We start from the raw sequence: 20,183 nt of genomic DNA on the forward strand, positions 1-20,183 counted from the left end.
GCCTGTTTTTAGCTTATCGAGTTATGTTTTATTTGCAAGCAAGCTGCGTCAAGCGAGCGGTAAATGACGCTTAGTGAACGCTTGTTTTAAGACCACTGTCGATTCGATGTTGGCAATACAATCAATACTACCTAATTTATGTTTCACAAAGCTTTCATAGCTTTCTAAGTCAGCAGCAACGATCTTCAGCAAGTAATCATAACTGCCTGAAATAACAGAGCACTCAAGCACATGTTCTAGCTTCTCAACCTGCTGTTCAAATTGCTCAGCAGCGGCAACAGAGTTTTGGTTTAAGCGAACAAAGGCATAAACAGACACATTTAAATCAACGGCTTTAGGATTGATGGCAGCATGGTAACCACTGATCACATTTGCTGATTCGAGCTTTTTAATGCGGCGAAGGCAAGGGGTATCTGACAGGCTAACCGAGTGTGCCAGCTCTGAGACAGAAGTTCTCGCATTATCTTGTAAAGCATTAAGTAATTGTTGGTCTTTTTTATCTAATTTCATTTTTATTTGAGTGATTTTCACTAATCTAGATGGATTCTAGTCTATATTTTGGCGATTAGCACTCATTGAACTCTGTTAACATTATCGCAATATAATTATTTTGGAGTGAGCCTGTGACTGAGAACACCAAGGCATTTGATAGCTGGCTTCGCACCCGTTTTGTTGAGATCAACAGCGAATTAGAAAAACTATATTGGCAACAAGACGATAAAGCGAATGTAGAGGGTGTCGGTGAGCACCTTAAGCGTCAATTAGAGCAAGAGGGTAATGAGCATATTCGTGCCTTACTGGCAGAGGGCAATACCGATGAAGGCTTTGATAATGCCTTCGATTTATTAGGTAATGTTGGTTTGTATATGGCGGCATGCCGTCGACATGAAATCACTGAGCCTTCTCGTGAAACAAGTTCACCGCTTGTTGAAGCCTCTGCGTTGGCAATGCACATTGGTGCATCTATTGGTGTAACCCCGCGTTTTGCAACGGCGCATTTAACCACCCACAATAAAGCGGTTGATGGTTTGTATAAGCGCTTTACTGACCTTGAAGATGAGAAAATCTTTGTCGATTACAACACTAAGGGCATTTTAGCGTATAAGCGCGCGGCAGATGCTTTATTAAAAATTCAGCCATTAGGGATATCGCACCCTATCACGGCTGATTTACTCACAGTAGCAAAACAAGCGCTGCTTGATGTGATTGAGTCGAACAATACACTATACAACAAGCTCGATACAGACCGCTTTTTCTATTGTGTTCGTCCGTATTACAAGCCGTATCGAGTAGGTAAAGAGGTATATCGAGGTGCGAACGCCGGTGATTTTGCGGGCATAAATGTCATCGATTTATTACTTGGTCTTTGTTTTGCTAATGAACCTAGTTACTCGCAAATGCTGGTGGATAAATTCTTGTATATGATGCCTGAAGATCAGCAGATCCTGCGTGAAAGCATGCGTATGACAAGTATTATGGATGACTTCTTAGCCGCAGAAGCTGAGCGCGATAGTGAATGGTTACAAACTAACTTAAAGCTGTTCATTCAAGTGTGTAAACTGCATGGTGATACTGCCATTGGCCACCATAATCAATTGGTCAGTAAATACATAGCGCAGCCTTCACAGCAAATGCAGCAACAACATATGGATAAAGTCACAGCCAGTGGGCCGCCTTTGCATGTGTTACTAAACTCACTAGAGCAGTTGCGTGATCGCCGTGCGGCAGCAAAGCGGGATGATATTCGCACCCGTTTCGATGACTTAACTAAGTTAAAACAGTGGATTAAGTAATGAACAAAAACGATTTTGTAATTCCACAAGGCAGCTATTTGCTTAACCACTCTGTTGGAAGACCATTAAAATCTGCTGAGCAGCATTTTCATCAGCAGTTTTTTGCCGCTTGGCAAAATGAAAATAAAGAGCCATGGCAACAGTGGCTGCAAGGTGTTGAGGCGTTTACGAGTAGTCTCGCTAAATTATTTAACTCGCACAGTGAGCTATTTTGCCCACAAGTTAACTTATCGAGTGGTTTAACTAAGCTGTTGATGTCGCACCCGCGACTGCAACAAGAAAATTGCAAAGTGTTGATGGCAGAAAGTGATTTTCCAAGCATGGGTTTTGCAATGCAAAAAGCTCTACCTGAAAGTGCTGAAATCGTGTTTATTGGTAAGCATGAAGACTTAACCGATGTTCAGGTTTGGCAGTCATATTTAGCGAAAAATGATATTGATTTAGTCTTTATTAGCCATGTTTATTCAAACACGGGTCAGCAAGCGCCTATTCACGAAATTATAAATATCGCGAAACAACACAACGCATTGAGCTTACTTGATGTTGCACAGTCTGCGGGCATTTTAGAGGTCGACTTAACTAAGCTTGATGCCGATTTTATGTTGGGCTCGAGTGTCAAATGGCTATGTGGTGGACCGGGTGCTGCTTATTTATGGGTTAACCGCAAGCAGCTATCACTTTGTCAGCCACAAGATGTTGGCTGGTTTTCTCATCAAAATCCGTTTGAGTTTGATATTAAGCACTTTGCTTATCATCAAACCGCGTTGCGCTTTTGGGGCGGTACCCCTTCAGTTGCACCTTATATTTTGGCTTCGCATAGTATTAATTACTTTGCTGATCTTGGTATTGAGAAAGTACGTGCTCATAACTTAGCAATGCTCGCGCAGTTTCATGATCAATTAGCTGATTATATGCGTTCACCAATACAGGCTGACAGATGCTCTGGAACGGCCATTATGCATTTTGGCGAGCAACAAGCGGCTGTTAAAGCTGCGCTTGAGGCTGCGAATATTGCGGTTGATGAACGTCACTTAGGCTTAAGAGTCTCTGCTCATATTTATAATGATCAGCAGGATATAGATACTTTTATCACAACTGTGAAAAGGGCCTTATAACAAAACGCTTAATTAAGTGAGCTCTTTTGAGGCAATAAAGCCTTGTTGATAACAAGGCAAAAATTTCGTAGTTAAGTTGTTCTTAATGAAAAGTTTTTAACGCAGGTAGCGACAGGTTTTATCCCTCAAAATGATTAAGTATTATTGCGAGTTGGTATTACGTTAAGAGCTTGTCGAGCCTTTGCTTTGGCAGAACGCCAGTGCGTCATTGGTTTTTCGGGGACCAGCGCTAAAATTTGCTCAAAGTCGATGTCATCAATACTAACTTCGTTACTGTGGGCAAACATAATTCGTTTTGGTTGCAGCGCTTTTAGCATCAACAAAGAGTTTAAATACAGCTTTGGGTAAAAAACAGGAAAGGGTGGCACAAGCCGCCCTTTTACTTTTACTAATAAATCAGCAATGTAAATTCGCTCGCTAGGAATATGATACAGACTAATATCTCGGTCGGTATGGCCTGGGCTATGCAGTGCTTGCCAATCGTCAAAGCCGGGTAGGGTTGCATCAGTGGCAAGGTAATAGTCAGCATCTAAATGGCGACTGTACCAAAGATTGTGGCGTTTTTTATTTAACCTACCGGCGACCCACCAAGCCAAAGCAATATCGGTTAAATGCATTAAGAAACCATCAATGCCTCTATACCATTGCCCTGGGGCGTTCGACGTCGCTATTTTTCCACCGCTTAACTTTCTTAATGCATGCGCTCCACCGGCATGATCTGGGTGCATATGGGTGACTACTATTAGTTTTAAGTCTGTGATGGGGCGCTTGAGTTGTTCGGTAATATAGTCAAATACAGTATCAACATCAGCACGGCAACAACCATCAAGTAGCATCAATTTATCTGGGTATTCAACCAAATAGATATTTTGGATATAACCTTCGAGCGTATGAATTTGCAAAACGATTGATCCCTAAACTTAATCAGCAAATGTTGTTATATCATGTCTGACCAGTTTTGGTAAGCTAGACTAATTGGATTGTGAGGCTCGTTCTTTGAGCTGTTTTTTGGTTTCTTCTAGCTGTGATACTTGCTTTTCGAGGAGGGCGATTTGGCTTTTATAATAAGCATTAATACGTTCGCTTTGTTTGCTAATAGCATCATCAATAGACGCTGCGCCTAACCTGTTTGCGGCATCTTGTGTCATATTATTGAGTTTACCAATGCGCTCACTCTGCTGTTTTTGTAGTTCTTTGATCTCTAACTGAAGGCGGTCTATTTCGCGATCGGCTTTCTGGATTTTTAAATAATCTTCAACACTTAAGTCTGCAGGCTTTTGCGGATTTGGCGGCTGCTCTGTGGCTGGGGGTTGGTTACTTGCGGGTGGTGGTGTAATTTTTACTATTGCTGCATCTTTACCACAAGGCTGCTCTGTAAAGGTGGCAACCCCGTCAATCATGCACTTATAAATAGTGGCTTGACTGTTGGCGCTGGCAGATAGGGCAAGAGTAAAAAATGCAAAACGAAACATAGCATCACTTTGTGTAGCAAATAGATACTTAGCATGCATGAAATATAATGAGGAGTGCAAGTTTTCGGACATAAAAAAACCGCTAAAAAGCGGTTTTTAATAATAAAATGGTGGAGAAGGAGGGATTCGAACCCTCGATAGAGCTACAAACCCTATACTCCCTTAGCAGGGGAGCGCCTTCGGCCACTCGGCCACCTCTCCAGCGCATAATTCTGATTGTAATTTGCTGAAATAAATCAACAAATAAAAATAAGTGGTGGAGAGATAGGGATTTGAACCCTAGAGGGGCTACAAACCCCTGCCGGTTTTCAAGACCGGTGCATTCGACCACTCTGCCATCTCTCCACATCGTGATGCGAGAATAATACTTAGCTGAATCGGCTGTGTAAATAGGAAAAAGTTTGTTTGCTTGTTTTTTGAGCGTAAAGAGGGTGTTTTTTGTAAAAAGGTTTAATTATTTGCTGTTTTTAACTTAAAAGAAGGGGGTTGGGGCAGTAAACGGAGGAGCTAAAGAAGGATCTTCGTTAGTGGTTGGGTGTTTACTGCACCGATAAAGTAACCATGGTTGGGGATTACTTGTGTTGTACTGCGCCGCCAAGAGCTAACTTTTTGCCGTAGCGATTTAGTTTTGCCAACATTTTTGCTTTGCGGTTTGTTGGTTTTACGGCAACATGAGTTGCAGCGTTTTGGTTTAATGTATTAATTGGGTTCATTACTTTGCTCCGGGTTGTGTTTGGTTGAAAATGTGAGTATTTTGCAATCAAACTGAACAAAAATAAAACGATAAAAATTGAGTCTGCCAGATAACTTTTTATAATCCGAAAGTCTTTTATTAACATGGGGTTAAGTTTTTAAATACACATTGCGCTGCATGCTTATGCAATTGTGTTTGCGTTGAAGTATAAGTAAATAAAGGTTTTTAGCTTTTGGTGTTTTTATTTATGCGTTTTTAGAGTGAGAAAGTGACTAATTATTCAGATTAATATAATTTGAACGAGCGTGGTGTTTTTGCCATGTAAGAAAAGAAGTAACCGTTGATGTTGATAATAATAAAGCCAAGTGACAAAAAAAATCATAAAAACAGTGTTGATTGGCTACTAAAAGAATGTAAAAAAAGACAGATTGAGCCTGAATTGTATTTAACCACAGGCAAGTTTGAGAATGATTGCGCTGATATTACGCATTTGGCTAAAAACCAGAGTCAAGTTGTGGTGATTGGTGGTGATGGGACGCTGCATTTAGCTGTTAATGCATTAATGTCGAGTCGCTGTTCTATCGCGTTAATTCCAGCAGGCACAGGAAATGATTTTGCGCGTGGCTTTGCGTGTAAACAACAGGCTTGGTATGAGGCTGTTTTTAATAGCCGTACAGAATTAATCGATGTTGGACAAATCAATCAACGCTATTTTATTAATGTGGCGGGAATAGGTTTTGACGCTGAAGTAGTGACTAAACTAAATAAAGCCGGAAGTTTTAGCTCGTTTGGCTACACTTGGCAGGGCATCAAACAGCTATTTTCATTTCGGGCACGATCACTTCAGGGTGAGTTTAATGGTAAAGCACTCAACTACAGTAATTTAGCGACGATTTTTGCTAATCATCATTACTTTGGTGGTGGCTTAAAGATTGCCCCTCGGGCAAAGTTAAATGATGGTCTGCTTGATTGCTACTGCATGCCAGCTGGCGGTTTATTGAAAAACCTGCTCAGCTTTTTGTATTTACTGCTCGTAAAGCATCATAGTTTGCACGCGCTGGAATATACCCGGTTAACGACTGCCGAGATCACCACGAAAGGACTGGCTATAGAAGCCGATGGTGAGCTCGTTGGTTTTACTCCGGCTAAAGTTAAGATACACAAACAAGCACTTCGTTTTCATGTGCCATAAAAAAGCGCCGGCAAAATTTGCCAGCGCTTGGTGTTAGAGGCGACATAGTCACTTCTAACTGGGGATGGAGCTTTTTTGCTGTAGGTTACGTGCAGCAAAAAATGCTTTAATTTGTCGAGTTGGAGTTAGCACGATAGCATTTCCGAATAACACCAAGCTAAATCCCATAAAGGTATTCGCTTGCCATTCGAATCCTTCAAATAAGGTGCTTAAAACCACTGCAACCAGCGGGAACAATACGATTACATAGCTTGCTCGCTCAGGGCCGATATTTTTAAGTAGCGCGAAGTAACAAGCAAATGCGATTACGGTGCCAAACACTGCTAAGTAGAAAAGCGATACCCAATAGCTACTTGGGGCGTTCAACGTGAGCTCAACGTCACTTACTAAAACATAAGCAGCTAGCCCTAAAGCGCTGTATAACATACCCCAGGCATTGCCTTGAAGTACGCCGATATTACGCTGAGAGTTTCGAACGCTGACCATATTCCCTAATGAAGCCACAAAGGTTCCAGATAGCGCAAGTAGTAACCCGACCAACGCACCATTACTCAAGTCGAATTGCTGAATTTGTGGCCAAAATAAGCTGGCAATACCCATTACGCCAAGTAGTGCGCCAAAGTAAATTCGTTTTGCAATTGGCTTGGCGAAGAACAAGCGGGTGTTAATGATGTTCATCAATAGCAACATCGAAAACGCTATTGAGGCCATTGCTGAGGTGAGATAATTCTGCGCCCAATACAGCACTAAATAATTTAAACCAAAGTTAAATAAAGCCAATAATGCAAAAATTCCGTGATCACGCAGTGAATATTGCATAGGGAGTTTTTTTACCAGCACAAAGGCCCACATTAAAATGGCTGCAATGGCAAAGCGGTAAAATAAAGAGACCTCAACAGCGACATCACCTAGTTGAAACTCAATAGCTAGCCAAGTCGATCCCCAGATCAGTACTGTAGCAAGGTAGAGAGCGGCGCTTTTCATAGTTAGTACCCAAAAATTGAAAGTATGTTCATTTTAATCCTCTTCTGTATACTTAACATATACAGAAAACTAGAAATGCAACCTATACAGTTTGGTGGGCTATGTCACAAGTTATCAGTCGTAGTAACAGTGAGTTCTTATATCAACAAGTTATTCAGCTAGTTAGAGATCTTTGCTTGCAAGGCTCGTTATTACCGGGTGAAAAGTTACCTTCGCTCAGAAAAATGGCAGACAAGCTCAACATCAGTATTCCTACTGTAAAACAAGCGTATCAATTACTTGAAGGGCAAGGATTGATTGAAGCAAGAGAAAAGTCAGGCTACTTTTTAAAGTCTTCACAGTTAAATCAGTCACGACCAAAGCGAGTTAGGCTCAGTCGAGAGCCGACTACAGTCAATAAGCAAGGCTTGATTGAGCAAGTCTACAGCGCTATCCATAAAGCTAATGTGGTGCCATTTGGTATCGCCAACCCTGTAGCCGCTGCACCTACAGATAAAGCACTGGCACGAACAATGCGCCGAGTAATGACATTAGCGGGCGCATCGGCAATTAATTACGGCCCTATGGATGGCTTTGCACCACTTAAAAAACAACTCATTCATCGCTATCTGGATTTTGGCATTGGGGTTGATAGCGATGAATTAGTGATCACCAATGGTGCTCAAGAGGCACTGGCGATTGCCCTTAAGTGTGTCGCTAAACCCGGTGATGTTATTGCTATCGAGTCGCCTTGTTATTTTGGCATTATCGAATTAATTGAAAGCTTAGGTTTAAAGGCACTGGAAATACCGCTGTGCCCCGATGAAGGAATATGGCTAGATGATTTGGCTCAAGCACTCGATGAGCATGATATAAAAGCCTGTGTGTTTTCAACCTCATTAAATAACCCTGTTGGCAGTTTTATGCCTGATGCCAAGCGTGAGCAATTAGTGGCACTTTTAGAGCAGCGTGACGTGGTGCTTATTGAGGATGATGTTTATGGCGACTTACATTTTACAGCCAAGCGTGCGACGCCTGCACAAGCTTATTCAAAAAAGGGCTTAGTGATCACCTGCGCGTCGTTTTCAAAAACAGCCGCACCTAGTTACCGCATTGGTTGGATCATTGCCGGTAAGTTTGCAGAACAAGCAAGGCGACACAAACGCGCGCTTAGTTGCTCTGCGCCACTTATAAACCAGTGGACCTTGTATGAGTTTATAGCTAGCGGTGAGTACGACCGTAACATTCGTTTGCTTAGACAGCGCTTAAGTACCAACAAAGAGCGTATGATTTGGTGCCTGCAGCAATATATGCCAAGTTGTGCGCGTATAAGTAACCCGCAAGGGGGCTGTGTTATCTGGGTTGACCTTGGTAGCCAATATGATGCGGTAAAGTTATTCCACTTGGCATTAGAGGCGGGGATCAGCATTACTCCAGGGTTGATATTCTCAGCGGGTAAAAAATACCGTAGCTGTTTTCGCTTAAGTTATGGCTTGCCTTGGTCTGAAAACTTAGAGCAGGCGATTAAAACGTTATCGCAACTGACTGTGCTGGCCAAAAAATAAAAAAGCGCAGAGCAAGCTCTGCGCGAAAGGACCAAGTGTTTTGGTTCAGGGATGTTAATTCATTACTCTGCGTTCTGTTTAAAAGTAAATAGTTGATACTCTTTTAGCTCTGGTACTAGAACTACTAGCTCTTGCTCTTTATGAGCGATATCAGCAAAGCTGCCGCATAATGCATCTGCACGCTCTTCAAGTTGAGCTGCCTGTGTTTCTACACGCGCTTCGATTTGTGCGCCCATGTTTTCCATACGTTGCTCAAACTCATCCATGTCGCCACCTGAACCTAAAAGTTCAGAGCCTAGCGCCACTAAAATACTGCCCATCGATTGCATCATGGCTGACTCGACAGCCGATTCGATTTGCTCATCGAATTGGTCTTCAAAGTTTTGGCCAAATTTTTCGAAATTTTGCTGACCCATGGTGAACGCACCTTGCTGATAGAAAGCGTTTTGTACTTCTACGCTGATATCGTCCATTAATTCTGAAATGTCGCTTAGGCCATCAATATTGAAAGCATTTGATACTTCTTCGATGGCTACACCAGCTATTTTTACACCATCAAGTGCGATATTTGCTACTTCAGGAAGTTGGCTGCGTAAGCTGTCTGAGTAATCTGCAATTGCTTGCTGTTGTGAAGCATCAAGCGACACGCTTTGACCATCGATATATAAAGTGTGTTGATCGATGATTTTCATAGTGCGATTATCGGCTGTGTATACTTCTAACTCGCTTGGTGTGATGCGTACATCATTTATAAATTCAACATCACACTGCTCACCGCTGAATGAAATATTTGTATCATTATCGTTATGAGCCATTGCGCTGGTAGCGATAAATAAAGAACTTACTAACAATAACTTTTTCATTTTTTTCTTTCCTGTTTGAAATGACACAAATACATAATCAAATTGAATGCCATAATTTATAAGTTCAATTAATTCAATGGTTTGATGTGTTTTTATGATTTTTTGAAAATTGCGGTCAATAATTTTTTAACCACTTTTTAGTCAAATTAACTAAAAAACACACATGCATAAATGACTCTTATCGAAACGATAAAAAACTCTCACTTTTCAGAAATCAAATTTAGCGCTATTTATTCACAATATTGACATATGACCTATTTAGCATGGGTGTATGGCTTTATTTTGGTGGTTTTTTAGATACTAAATTACTACTGAGCTTTTTAATCTTTGCCAATTCATCGAGCAAATTTTAATCTCAAGAATTGGTCTCAAACACTTTATGGAGTGGGTTGTGGGTAAGACATTTAGTTATGACGCGCTAGATGACGATTTTGTTGAAGACGAGTACGAAATGGTCGGGCGTAATCAACACGACAAGAAAAAGCAACGCGTTAAGAAGAAGTTGGAAGACTATCTTGAACAAAAACGCTTGCGTAGAAACTTAGGCGATGACGACTTTGACGAGTACTTGAACGACTAAGCATAAATTTAGATAAAGAGGCAATTTGCCTCTTTATTGCTTTTAGACTTTGTTATTTGCCCAGTGCAGCTGCGATGTCTGATTCGAGCTGTTCAGGCTTTGTGAGTGGCGCATATCGCTTAATTGCTTTGCCATCTTTACCAATTAAAAATTTGGTGAAGTTCCATTTTATTTTGCGGGTGATAAACCCCGGTAACTCTGATTTTAGGTATCTAAAAACAGGGTGAGCATGTTCGCCATTCACATCGACTTTGCTCATCATTAAAAAGATAACGCCGTAGTTAATGAGGCAGCCTTCTTTAATTTCCTTCGCGTCCCCAGGCTCTTGTTTACCAAATTGGTTACAAGGAAAACCAATTATTACTAAGCCTTGTTCATGATACTTTTCATGCAGTGCTTGTAAGCCTTCATATTGTGGAGTGAAACCGCATTTACTTGCTGTATTTACAACAAGTACAACCTTGTTTTCAAAATCAGAAAAGTCAACGGTTTGGCCTTGTAGGCTGGTAGCAGAAAGTTGGTGAAATTCGCTCATAGTGATAACTTTTTATTATTGTTGCATTGATTCTAACTTGCTTGGCATTTTTCTAAAAGGGTAAATTTTAATCAGCGGCTTTTCTTACTTGGGGATAAGCATCGCAGCTAACTTAAAATTATAAATAATCCCATTCCTGCCAGTGTTGTGTAGTATATGTTATGTGTTTTATAAGCCACGATAACAGACGCAACAGCAGCGCTTAGATAGGGATTTTGCCAATCTAGATTTATCCCTTCGTCATTAATAAATACAATGGGCACCCAAATCGCGGTGAGTACGGCAGGGGCACTAAAACTTAAAAATTGCTGCATTTTCGGGCCGACTTTGAATGGTAATGCGCGGTGCAGAAATAAGTAACGTGTGAAGAAGGTAATACACGCCATTAATAAAATGGTGGTCATCATAGTATATGCTCCTCTTTTGCTTGCCAGCGACTAATTAGGTAACCCACTGTCATAGCGATAAGAGCCGCGGTGACAAGCCAAAGTTGAAAGCCCTGACTTTTCAATAGCGTTGCAACAACGCCTGCGGTGATCACTGTAGCCAGTGTTGCAAGGTTCTTAACTCCCGGAATAACTAAAGCAATAAACGTGGCAGCGATGGCAAAATCAAGGCCAAGGTGGGTTAAATCGGGAAGGAGACTTCCTGCGACAATACCTAGTAAGGTCCAGATATTCCAGGCAATATAAAAACTAAAGCCGGCACTGAGTGCGTAAATAAGGCGCACTTTCGTTCGGTATGCTTTACGATGGTGCGAAAAAGCAAATAATTCATCTGTTAGTACAAAACTCACTGGCAGTCGCCAACGAAAGGGTTGATCTATGACTTTGTGGCGAATAGCTAAACCATATAAAAAATGCCGAGAGCTAATAATGAGTGTGGTAAATAAAATAGTTAAAAGCGGCGTATTGCCTGCCATTAATTCAATCGCAACGAGCTGTGCTGAACCTGCAAATACCAACAACGACATAGCTTGTGTTTCTAGGGCACTGAAGCCATTTTGAACAGCTAACGAGCCACATAAAATTCCCCAAGGTAACACCGCAAGGCATAAGGGGAGCATGTCGAAAAATCCTTTTAGCAAGGCTCTTATTGTTGATTTATGCATCTTATCGCTCATGTTTGTTGTTATGGCTCAGATCAAAACAGCTGAAATAGAGGTGTGTCAAAATAACTGAAGTTTGCAATAATGTATAGCCGAGCCTGTTGCTGAAATCATTAGCATCTTTTAAAGGGAAAGTTACAATGTCAAAAGTTAAAGTATGGGATGGCTTTATAAGAAGCTTCCATTGGTTATTAGTTGCCGCCATCGCAACACTCTATTTTAGTGCTGAAGAAGGTATGTTGGAGCTGCATTTTACTGCAGGCTACTTCACTCTAGCGCTTATTATTACACGTCTTGTTTGGGGCATTATTGGTAGTAAAACGGCAAAGCTCTCTGCACTTATTCACTCTCCTGTTGCTGCAATTAAGTCATTTACAAGCAATGAACATAAAGCGGGTCATGGCGCAGCGGGTAGTTATATGGTGATAGCCTTTTTTGCGCTACTCATCGTACAGTTAACCTCTGGCTTAATGACCAGTGACGATATTTTAACGGATGGCCCGCTGGTGGCGCATGTATCCTCAGATACCGTAGAGTTTGCCGGTTGGCTCCATCATTTAAACTTTGACATCTTGTTGTATGCCATTGTGTTGCATGTATTAGCGATTGTGATTTACCGCATTAAGGGAAAAAACTTAGTGAAACCTATGCTAACGGGTAATAGTGAGCAAGTTGCGGTTACTGAGCCTGTTACTAAATCACCGTTGATAGCTTTTGTTATTTTTGCAGTGTGCTTAGTGGTGCTATTTACGACTTGGGGTGCAGAGCCGCTCAGCTATTTGCTTGGCTAGGTAATCTAATACCAATCCGCAATAATACTTAATCATTTTGAGGGATAAAACCTGTCGCTACCTGCGTTAAAAATTTCTGATTTAGAACAAACTAAATAACGAAATTTTTGCCTTGCTATCAACGAGGTTCTATTGCCTCAAAATAGACCACTTAATTAAGCGAATTGGTATAAGACATTAAAAAAGGCGCTAATAAGCGCCTTTTTAGTTTAAGTTTTTAACTAGTCTTTGAAAGACTTATGGCAATCTTTACAGCCTTTAGCCCATGCGCCAAATGCTTTGCCAATTACTTTTTTATCGCCGCTTTGTGCTGCAACTGCTAGCTCATCTGCATATTGTTGGAAAGCAACTGCTTTTTTCATAAAGGTTTCGTTGTCGCTCCATACAGCTGCAAGTGCAGATGTATCACCCTTATCAGAACCCGCTACGAAAGCTTCCCAAGGCATTTTAGATAGTGCTGCTGCATTGTCGGCACGCTTTTGAAAACGTTCTGCATCAAAAGGTACTTTTCCTTTTAGCATATCGCCCATGTCACCAATTTGTACGCGGATCATTGAAAATGCTGCCTGACGATACTCGATTGCATCGCTTGGCTCTTCAAATACAGAATTTGCTGATGCGCCCAGTGCCATTGTAGATAGCATTGCACCCACTACTAGTTGTTTTAATTTCATTCCTTTTGCCCCTTAAGATGTCATAAAAGTAAACTAACTGAGTTTTATCTTAGCTCAATATAATATTCAAGTGTATTGCGGTTAATCTTAACTTAAGTTTAATTTAATCATTTATATCAATATCAGCGAAGATCATGCCGCGGCGCATGCTTCTTGTTGCTAAGAAAACCTCGCATAGTAAAGATAAAAATCCACATATCAGCAGCGCCATAGCGGCCACAAAGCAGCTAGCAATTGTCACGCTCAAGTTGATAGATTGAATATGCGATAAAAATAGACACATAACCACAGCACATACTAATAAAGCACTGAGTACACTTAGACTAAATGCAATATGGATGCAGCGAGAGCGTTTCAACAGTGCCCTTAGCTCCGTTGTTAATGACTTATTGAAGTCTTCATCCGTACTGACTTTAAGCTTGCGTTCTAACTGTCGCGCTCGATCGGTAATACGCGCCAAGCGGTTGGAAAGCACGCCTAACGTTGCTGCAATACCGGTAATTAAAAAGACGGGTGCAACAGCCGTTTGAATCACCTTTGCCATGGTAAGAATGTTGATAACTTCTGAATTCATCAGTCTCTCCGCTCATTGTTATATTTTATTTACAGTGGTTTACAATTTAAGTTTGACATTTAACCCATTTAAATCAGTCTGTTACAGTTTCCTTTTGGCAGGGTGGTCACTTTGTTGTAACCAAGCTGTTGCTAGTTTGTGTTTTTGAGCTTTATAGTCGTCGAACAATTCTAATATCATTGAATTGAGTAAATACAATAATATAAAACTCATCCGAGGGAAAATGATGTCTCCAAGTAAAATGAAGCGAACCGCTCTATCATCGGCTATTGGGTTAGCAATGATGTCTTATGGTGTTACAGCAGCAACACTTGATCTTAACAAGGGCTATGTTCCTGAAATATCTAATGTAAAAAGTTACTCTCAAGATAAAACAATTAACAATAAAACTCGCTATATTATTCAACTCGAGGATGAACCTCTTGCAACTTATAAAGGCGGAATCATCGGCCTACAGGCTACCTCTGCAGAGGTAACTGGGGAGAGTAAGTTAAATCTTTCTTCAAACCAAGCGTTAAAGTACAGCAGTTACTTAAAAGCTAAGCAAAAGAGCGTAGCTCGTGACGCTGTATCTATAAGTGGTGGAGCTGTTTCTCATACGTTTAGCACTTTATTCAATGGTGTTGTTATTGAGGGCGCTGAAGGTCAAAGAGAAGCTCTGGCTAGACTACCAGGCGTTAAAAAAGTATTCCTAGATACTGAATATCATACAGTAATGGACGCATCAATTGATGTAATCAAAGGTGTTGAAGCGTGGCAAGCATTAGGTGGTCAATCTGAAGCTGGTAAAGGTGTTAAGGTTGCGATTATTGACTCAGGTATTCGCCCTGAAAATCCTATGTTTTCAGATGTAGGTTTTACGGCTCCAGAGTTCAGTGAAGAAGAAGCTGCTTACTTAGCAACAAATCCTGATTATTGTCGAATGGATGGTGGTGAAGCTGACTTTTGTAATAACAAGTTAATTGTTGCACGTGCTTTTGGTCCAACTCCTTCTAGTGTTCATCCAGATGAGTATATTGGCTCTCCTTTAGGTTATGATGGTCACGGGACGCACGTAGCTGGTACTGCGGTTGGTAACCCAATGGAAATCACCTACCAGGGTAACAATGTGTCTATTTCTGGTGTAGCTCCTGCAGCTCAACTGATGGCGTATAAAGCACTATGGCATACAGCTGATGGTCGCGGCAGTGGTACTACAACCGCGCTTATGTCTGCATTAGAAGCCGCAATTAAAGACGGCGCAGATGTTATTAATAACTCATGGGGTGGTGGTGCAGGAGCAAACCCTGCATCAAGTGCTTACAGCGACTTATTTACAGCAGCAGAAGAAGCAGGTGTTGTTGTTGTTACTGCAGCAGGTAATGATGGTAATGGACCACAAACAATTGGCTGTCCAGGATGTATCGAGTCTGGTTTAACAGTTGCAAATACCCAAACAGGCCGATTTTTTTCGCAGCAAATTGAGGTTGATGGCGAAAGCTATTTAAGTATTGAGGGTAGTAATGGCCTATTAAAAGAAACGCTTTCTTTACCGGTTATCTCTGCACAAGTTATCGCACCAGATAACTTTGAGGGTTGCGAAGAGTTTGCGGAAGGAATTAGTTTTGCTGATTCTGTTGCATTAATCTCTCGTGGTGCTTGTGCTTTTAGTGTTAAAGCTGAAAATGCAGCTAAAGCAGGTGCTTCTGCAGTGATTATTCACAATAATACTGCAGGTGGTGCGATGGGGATGTCTATGGATGATGCTCCAATCCCAGCTTCAGCTATTAGCCAAGAAGATGGTTTAAGCTTAGTTGAGTTATTGAAAGAAGCAGAAGAGCCTGTTATCGCGACTCTTGATCCAAGTGTGCAAAGAACTATCGTAGCTAAGTTCACTGATGCAGTTAATTCTTCGAGTTCACGAGGACCAAACGGTGAACCAAGCTTCCTAAAACCTGATATTGCTGCTCCAGGTACAGACATCCTGTCTGCATACTCTCCAGATGAGGGAAATGGATTAACATTCACGGCAATCTCTGGTACTAGTATGGCTAGCCCTCATGTTGCGGGTGCAGCTGCACTTATTAAGCAAGCACACCCAGAATGGGATGCTGTACAGATCAAAACCGCTTTAATGAGTACATCGAAGATGGATGGACTTCATAAAGAAGATCTTGTCACTAAAGCAGATGCTTTTGATGTTGGTGCTGGTCGCCTAGATGTACCTAGTGCATTAAATGCGTCGCTTACATTTAGTCACGGTTCTTATGCTGATCCTAGCTGTCTAAGCGTATGTAGCTTCAAAAATACTGTGCAAAATATGAGTGACACCTCGGGAGAGTGGACAGCTAAAGTAGTTACAGACATGGATGGTGCAGAAATCTCTATATCGCCTAGCACTATCACTCTAGAAGCGAATGGTTCTGTGACGACTGGAGAAGATAATACTGAGACACGCACCGATATTGCAGAGTTTAATTTAGATATTGACTCAACATACAATAGTGTTAAAGGTTGGAATTTTGGTCATGTTGTATGGACGCACTCTGAAACAGGTCAGGTAGCTCACCTTCCATTTGCTATATACGATAATGAAGAAACAAATGCGAGTTTCTTCACCGCTAATGTTGATGCTGATTCTTTAAACTCATCAACACCTGCGAAAGTAGGCGTTAAATTTGCTAATTCTGGCTTTGAAAACGAATTAACCGTTAATGTTAAGCTTGATGAAAATGCAGAGCTACTTAAAGGCACTTCACCTTTAGTGGAAGTTGCACGTGGAGCCGGTGAAGTAACTGTTAGTGAAGATAATAAAGAACTAACATGGACTGGTAAGTTAGACCCTAAAGTTATGACTCTTTCTGATGATAACTTGTTAGGTACGTTCTCTTTAGCAGAAGCTGGAGCAACAGCTGTTGCGTGCCCAAATGGTTGTGATGAATTTACGGTAACCGTTGATGCTGACTTTATCTATGATGGAAAAGAATATTCAGCATTTACAGTTTCTGATAATGGTTTCGTTGCTGTTGGTAGTGATGTGAACGTCAGTGGTGCGTGGTCTCCGCGTGCATTCCCTAATACTCGTACGCCAAATGGTGTTATTGCACCTTTATGGGCCGATTATGACTTAGCGGGTGGTGCAACTGGCGGTGGTGAGCTGTATATAGCAACACTTGAAAGTGGTCACATTGTTATTGAGTGGCATGATGTTGAAGAATACGCTAGCACTTCAGGTGATAAGTACACTTTCCAAGTTATTTTGAAAGAAGGTACGGATGAAGTACGTATTAATTACATAGATGTTCCAGCGTTACCTTCTGCTTATTCGGCTGGCGCTGAATCTGCTGATGGTGGTGTCGGTGTTGCACTAAGTACAGTTCCAACAGGGACAGCTCTTGGTCAAGGTTATATGGTTGAGCAAACCCAAGGTGGTACAGTTGAAATTCAGTATCAAGCATTTGCGAAAGACCGTAGCAACTATACTTCGGCAGATTCTGTAGTTACTGATGAAGAGCAAACTATCAATATCAATGTATTAGAAAATGATATGGGTGAATCTCGATTCACGTTTGATGGTAAGGCTGCTTCGGAATTAGATAATGCAGAGTTCCTTGTCCACAAAGGTGTGAAAGTTAAGGGTAGCCTTGAGTCTTCAACAGTTAAAGTTGTTTCTGCACCAAGCAACGGTACAGCAACAGTGAAAGAAGATGGTACCATAGACTATAAACCTAATGCTCAGTTCGCAGGTGAAGATAGCTTTACTTATACTGTACGTGAGAGCTCAGGTATGGAATCAGAAGAAACAAGTGTTTCTATTGTTGTAAATGATACAATTGCTGATCCAGCTCCTGTCGTTGAAGAACCGAAGAAAAAATCTTCTTCAGGTTCACTAGCATGGTTAACATTACTTGCTGCACCGTTCGCATTCATGCGTCGTCGTAAGCAAAAGTAATTATTTGAAAAATAAGTGATAAAAGGGAGCTTCGGCTCCCTTTTTACATTGCTTCACAAAGGCTACTTATAAATTCACGGTTAATTACTTATATTAGGGACTTAATAATAAAAATTAATTTAGGATCCCTATGAAAGTTGGCCACTCACTTTGTCTCGCGGCACTCTCTTTAGCTATTTTAACTGCCTGTAATAAAGCTCCTGATGACTCAAATAAAAAAGATACAATAAAACAATCGGGTGCAACTGAGTCGATTCAAATAGCAGCTCCCGTTGCTAAAAAAATACCTCATGAAATGACCATTCATGGTGACACACGTATCGATAACTACTACTGGATGCGTGATGATGAGCGCAAAGATGCCGCTGTTATTGCTCATTTAAATGCTGAAAATGCGTATGTTGAAAGCAAATTGGCACATACTCAAACGCTACAAAACACCCTTTTCGAAGAGCTTAAAGGACGTATTGAAAAGGATGACGATACCGTACCGACAAAAAAAGGGGATTATTATTATTTCTCACAAACGCGTGGTGATGATGAATATCCGGTTTATGTGCGTAGCCAAGATAGTCAAGGAGAGGGTAAGCAAGTTATTTTAAATGTAAATGAGCTTGCTAAAAATCATGATTACTTTGCTGTCACCGGTTTAGCTGTGAGTCCAAATGGCAATTTACTTGCTTACGGTGAAGATACAGTTAGTCGTCGCATTTACACAATTAAAGTTAAAGATTTAACCACAGGTAAAATGCTCACAGAGAGCCTTGAAGGCACGGAAGGTGATGTCGTGTGGGCTAATGACAACAAAACCTTTTACTACATCAAAAAAGACCTACAAACGCTGTTAGGCTACCAAGTATATCGCCATACGCTAGGTACCCCGCAAGCCGACGATGAGCTGGTTTACGAAGAGACAAACACTAGTTATTACACCGGTATCTACAAGAGTAAAGACCAACAAGATATTTATATTAGTCATGGCAGTACTAGTGCGTCGGGTGTCTCGGTTATTGATGCAAATGATGTTAAAGCAATGCCGAAACGTTTTATTGAACGTGAAGCTGGGCTTGAATATGATATTCAAAAATTAGGTGATTGGTATTACATCGTTACCAATTTAAATGCGGTTAACTTCCAACTGATGAAAGTGCACCGTGATAAAGCCCATGATAAAACCAATTGGCAAACGGTTATTGCTGGTCGCGATAAGGTTAAATTTGAGGGTATTGAGTTATTTAACAATCACTTGGTTTATGAAGAACGTGAAATGGGGCAAACCCGTATCACTATTCGTGACCTTCGCAACCAACAAGAGCAAATAGTTGCGTTTAATGATCCAACGTATATGGTTTTTAGCTATGGTAATAGTGAGTTAGATAACCCTAATTTACGTGTTTACTATTCAAGTATGACAACCCCAGGTAGTAGCTACGATATCAACCTCGAAAGTGGCGAAAAAACACTGCTTAAACAGCGTACAGTATTGGGTGATTTCAACCCGAGCAATTACACATCTGAACGCATATATGTAACTGCGCGAGATGGTGTTAATGTTCCAGTGAGCCTTGTTTATCGAAAAGATAAGTTTAAAAAAGATGGCTCTAATCCGCTTATGCAATATGGCTATGGTTCGTATGGTGCGACCATGGATCCAAGCTTTTCTAGTTCACGATTAAGCTTACTCGATCGTGGTTTTGTATTTGCAATTGCACATATCCGTGGCTCGCAGATGTTGGGTCGTCCTTGGTACGAAGACGGCAAGTTACTTCATAAACAAAACACCTTTAATGACTTTGTTGATGTGACTAAATCATTGGCTGCTCAAAAATATGCAGATAAAGATAATGTTTTTGCCATGGGTGGCAGTGCGGGTGGCTTACTAATGGGGGCTGTTGTAAATCAAGCGCCTGAACTTTATAAAGGAGTGATTGCGGCAGTGCCTTTTGTTGATGTGGTCACGACTATGCTAGATGACAGCTTACCACTAACAACAAATGAGTATGACGAGTGGGGTAACCCGAACGATAAAGTCTATTACGATTATATGCTGTCGTATTCGCCGTACGACCAAGTTAAGAAACAGGCTTACCCAAATATGTTAGTCACCACCGGCTTGCATGACTCTCAAGTTCAGTATTTTGAGCCAGCAAAATGGGTTGCTAAGCTGCGTGAATATAAAACCGATGATAACCTATTGCTTTTTAAAACTGACATGGAAGCAGGTCATGGCGGTGCTTCTGGGCGCTTTAAGAGCTTACAAGACACCGCTTTATATTATGCATTTATGCTAGATTTAGCGGGTATCGAAAAATAATAACAACGCAGGCATCCGT

General features: G+C 41.1%; 19 protein-coding genes and 2 tRNA genes. 8 read left to right on the forward strand and 13 right to left on the reverse strand.

Translation table 11 applies throughout. The annotated features are described in order from the left end of the window. Positions 1–48: 48 nt before the first annotated feature. Positions 49–510 carry an Lrp/AsnC family transcriptional regulator gene (locus L1272_RS10150; protein WP_235373300.1) on the reverse strand — a complete coding sequence of 154 codons (462 nt, stop codon included), beginning with the start codon at positions 508–510 and terminating at the stop codon, positions 49–51. Between the two features lie 113 nt (positions 511–623). Here L1272_RS10150 and L1272_RS10155 point away from each other — a divergent pair, with 113 nt between their 5' ends. Together L1272_RS10155 and L1272_RS10160 are read left to right on the forward strand one after the other, a co-directional pair. Then, the gene (locus tag L1272_RS10155; protein ID WP_138598932.1) at positions 624–1,793 is read left to right on the forward strand and encodes a PrnB family protein; all 1,170 of its coding nucleotides are present in this window, start codon (positions 624–626) and stop codon (positions 1,791–1,793) included. Then, on the forward strand, positions 1,793–2,908 hold the full coding sequence (locus L1272_RS10160; RefSeq protein ID WP_235373301.1) for an aminotransferase class V-fold PLP-dependent enzyme: 1,116 nt from the start codon (positions 1,793–1,795) through the stop codon (positions 2,906–2,908). Before L1272_RS10155 ends, L1272_RS10160 begins: the two co-directional genes overlap by 1 nt. A gap of 134 nt (positions 2,909–3,042) precedes the next feature. Here the strand turns inward: L1272_RS10160 and L1272_RS10165 are convergent, their stop codons facing one another. The 5 genes from L1272_RS10165 to L1272_RS10185 all read right to left on the reverse strand — a co-directional run bounded on the left by L1272_RS10165 (position 3,043) and on the right by L1272_RS10185 (position 5,093). Beyond that, on the reverse strand, positions 3,043–3,810 hold the full coding sequence (locus tag L1272_RS10165) for an MBL fold metallo-hydrolase (RefSeq protein WP_235373303.1): 768 nt from the start codon (positions 3,808–3,810) through the stop codon (positions 3,043–3,045). A gap of 69 nt (positions 3,811–3,879) precedes the next feature. After that, positions 3,880–4,380 carry a DUF4124 domain-containing protein gene (locus tag L1272_RS10170; RefSeq protein WP_235373304.1) on the reverse strand — a complete coding sequence of 167 codons (501 nt, stop codon included), beginning with the start codon at positions 4,378–4,380 and terminating at the stop codon, positions 3,880–3,882. Between the two features lie 108 nt (positions 4,381–4,488). Next, positions 4,489–4,581, reverse strand: a tRNA-Ser gene (locus L1272_RS10175). 53 nt (positions 4,582–4,634) lie between these two features. Beyond that, positions 4,635–4,725: transfer RNA gene (locus L1272_RS10180), tRNA-Ser, on the reverse strand. 227 nt (positions 4,726–4,952) lie between these two features. Next, positions 4,953–5,093: a hypothetical protein gene (locus tag L1272_RS10185; RefSeq protein WP_166341396.1), complete on the reverse strand. Its 141-nt coding sequence runs from the start codon at positions 5,091–5,093 to the stop codon at positions 4,953–4,955. Positions 5,094–5,417: 324 nt separating this feature from the next. Between L1272_RS10185 and L1272_RS10190 the strand changes: the two genes are divergently transcribed. Further along, positions 5,418–6,266 carry a diacylglycerol/lipid kinase family protein gene (locus L1272_RS10190; protein ID WP_235373305.1) on the forward strand — a complete coding sequence of 283 codons (849 nt, stop codon included), beginning with the start codon at positions 5,418–5,420 and terminating at the stop codon, positions 6,264–6,266. A 54-nt stretch (positions 6,267–6,320) separates the two neighbouring features. Here the strand turns inward: L1272_RS10190 and L1272_RS10195 are convergent, their stop codons facing one another. Next, positions 6,321–7,250: a DMT family transporter gene (locus tag L1272_RS10195; protein WP_235373306.1), complete on the reverse strand. Its 930-nt coding sequence runs from the start codon at positions 7,248–7,250 to the stop codon at positions 6,321–6,323. 101 nt (positions 7,251–7,351) lie between these two features. Here L1272_RS10195 and L1272_RS10200 point away from each other — a divergent pair, with 101 nt between their 5' ends. After that, positions 7,352–8,794, forward strand: coding sequence for an aminotransferase-like domain-containing protein (locus tag L1272_RS10200; RefSeq protein WP_054563711.1), 1,443 nt, complete (start codon positions 7,352–7,354; stop codon positions 8,792–8,794). A 62-nt stretch (positions 8,795–8,856) separates the two neighbouring features. Here the strand turns inward: L1272_RS10200 and L1272_RS10205 are convergent, their stop codons facing one another. Then, a complete protein-coding gene (locus L1272_RS10205) occupies positions 8,857–9,657 on the reverse strand; it encodes a YggN family protein (protein ID WP_235373307.1) in 801 nt (266 codons plus the stop codon). A 391-nt stretch (positions 9,658–10,048) separates the two neighbouring features. Here L1272_RS10205 and L1272_RS10210 point away from each other — a divergent pair, with 391 nt between their 5' ends. Next, positions 10,049–10,237, forward strand: a complete 189-nt coding sequence (locus tag L1272_RS10210) for a PA3496 family putative envelope integrity protein (protein ID WP_082389337.1) — start codon at positions 10,049–10,051, stop codon at positions 10,235–10,237. Between the two features lie 52 nt (positions 10,238–10,289). Here L1272_RS10210 and L1272_RS10215 read toward each other — a convergent pair whose 3' ends face one another. The 3 genes from L1272_RS10215 to L1272_RS10225 all read right to left on the reverse strand — a co-directional run bounded on the left by L1272_RS10215 (position 10,290) and on the right by L1272_RS10225 (position 11,883). Beyond that, positions 10,290–10,772, reverse strand: coding sequence for a glutathione peroxidase (locus tag L1272_RS10215; RefSeq protein ID WP_235373308.1), 483 nt, complete (start codon positions 10,770–10,772; stop codon positions 10,290–10,292). A 107-nt stretch (positions 10,773–10,879) separates the two neighbouring features. Then, positions 10,880–11,179 (reverse strand): AzlD domain-containing protein, encoded by a 300-nt coding sequence (locus L1272_RS10220; protein WP_235373310.1) that lies wholly within the window; start codon positions 11,177–11,179, stop codon positions 10,880–10,882. Continuing rightward, positions 11,176–11,883 (reverse strand): AzlC family ABC transporter permease, encoded by a 708-nt coding sequence (locus tag L1272_RS10225; protein WP_290440857.1) that lies wholly within the window; start codon positions 11,881–11,883, stop codon positions 11,176–11,178. Before L1272_RS10225 ends, L1272_RS10220 begins: the two co-directional genes overlap by 4 nt. A 137-nt stretch (positions 11,884–12,020) precedes the next feature. Here L1272_RS10225 and L1272_RS10230 point away from each other — a divergent pair, with 137 nt between their 5' ends. Then, positions 12,021–12,671, forward strand: a complete 651-nt coding sequence (locus tag L1272_RS10230; protein ID WP_054554626.1) for a cytochrome b/b6 domain-containing protein — start codon at positions 12,021–12,023, stop codon at positions 12,669–12,671. Positions 12,672–12,892: 221 nt separating this feature from the next. Here the strand turns inward: L1272_RS10230 and L1272_RS10235 are convergent, their stop codons facing one another. Together L1272_RS10235 and L1272_RS10240 are read right to left on the reverse strand one after the other, a co-directional pair. Next, positions 12,893–13,345 carry a c-type cytochrome gene (locus L1272_RS10235; RefSeq protein ID WP_058585373.1) on the reverse strand — a complete coding sequence of 151 codons (453 nt, stop codon included), beginning with the start codon at positions 13,343–13,345 and terminating at the stop codon, positions 12,893–12,895. A 103-nt stretch (positions 13,346–13,448) separates the two neighbouring features. Next, positions 13,449–13,919 (reverse strand): DUF2721 domain-containing protein, encoded by a 471-nt coding sequence (locus L1272_RS10240; RefSeq protein ID WP_054554628.1) that lies wholly within the window; start codon positions 13,917–13,919, stop codon positions 13,449–13,451. Between the two features lie 226 nt (positions 13,920–14,145). Between L1272_RS10240 and L1272_RS10245 the strand changes: the two genes are divergently transcribed. Together L1272_RS10245 and L1272_RS10250 are read left to right on the forward strand one after the other, a co-directional pair. Further along, positions 14,146–17,850 carry a S8 family serine peptidase gene (locus tag L1272_RS10245; protein ID WP_235373313.1) on the forward strand — a complete coding sequence of 1,235 codons (3,705 nt, stop codon included), beginning with the start codon at positions 14,146–14,148 and terminating at the stop codon, positions 17,848–17,850. 130 nt (positions 17,851–17,980) lie between these two features. Next, a complete protein-coding gene (locus L1272_RS10250) occupies positions 17,981–20,164 on the forward strand; it encodes a S9 family peptidase (protein ID WP_199529870.1) in 2,184 nt (727 codons plus the stop codon). The last annotated feature ends 19 nt before the right edge of the window (positions 20,165–20,183 follow it).

It is taken from the genome of Pseudoalteromonas sp. PAST1, from assembly GCF_021532515.1.
Taxonomy (GTDB): Bacteria; Pseudomonadota; Gammaproteobacteria; order Enterobacterales; family Alteromonadaceae; genus Pseudoalteromonas; species Pseudoalteromonas simplex.

Coding starts and splice junctions, on each gene's coding strand:
- L1272_RS10150 (WP_235373300.1), bottom strand. CDS start 510: ATGAAATTAGATAAAAAAGACCAACAATTACTTAATGCTTTACAAGAT.
- L1272_RS10195 (WP_235373306.1), bottom strand. CDS start 7,250: ATGAAAAGCGCCGCTCTCTACCTTGCTACAGTACTGATCTGGGGATCG.
- L1272_RS10190 (WP_235373305.1), top strand. CDS start 5,418: ATGTTGATAATAATAAAGCCAAGTGACAAAAAAAATCATAAAAACAGT.
- L1272_RS10200 (WP_054563711.1), top strand. CDS start 7,352: ATGTCACAAGTTATCAGTCGTAGTAACAGTGAGTTCTTATATCAACAA.
- L1272_RS10170 (WP_235373304.1), bottom strand. CDS start 4,380: ATGTTTCGTTTTGCATTTTTTACTCTTGCCCTATCTGCCAGCGCCAAC.
- L1272_RS10230 (WP_054554626.1), top strand. CDS start 12,021: ATGTCAAAAGTTAAAGTATGGGATGGCTTTATAAGAAGCTTCCATTGG.
- L1272_RS10250 (WP_199529870.1), top strand. CDS start 17,981: ATGAAAGTTGGCCACTCACTTTGTCTCGCGGCACTCTCTTTAGCTATT.
- L1272_RS10160 (WP_235373301.1), top strand. CDS start 1,793: ATGAACAAAAACGATTTTGTAATTCCACAAGGCAGCTATTTGCTTAAC.
- L1272_RS10240 (WP_054554628.1), bottom strand. CDS start 13,919: ATGAATTCAGAAGTTATCAACATTCTTACCATGGCAAAGGTGATTCAA.
- L1272_RS10205 (WP_235373307.1), bottom strand. CDS start 9,657: ATGAAAAAGTTATTGTTAGTAAGTTCTTTATTTATCGCTACCAGCGCA.
- L1272_RS10185 (WP_166341396.1), bottom strand. CDS start 5,093: ATGAACCCAATTAATACATTAAACCAAAACGCTGCAACTCATGTTGCC.
- L1272_RS10245 (WP_235373313.1), top strand. CDS start 14,146: ATGTCTCCAAGTAAAATGAAGCGAACCGCTCTATCATCGGCTATTGGG.
- L1272_RS10220 (WP_235373310.1), bottom strand. CDS start 11,179: ATGATGACCACCATTTTATTAATGGCGTGTATTACCTTCTTCACACGT.
- L1272_RS10225 (WP_290440857.1), bottom strand. CDS start 11,883: ATGCATAAATCAACAATAAGAGCCTTGCTAAAAGGATTTTTCGACATG.
- L1272_RS10215 (WP_235373308.1), bottom strand. CDS start 10,772: ATGAGCGAATTTCACCAACTTTCTGCTACCAGCCTACAAGGCCAAACC.
- L1272_RS10235 (WP_058585373.1), bottom strand. CDS start 13,345: ATGAAATTAAAACAACTAGTAGTGGGTGCAATGCTATCTACAATGGCA.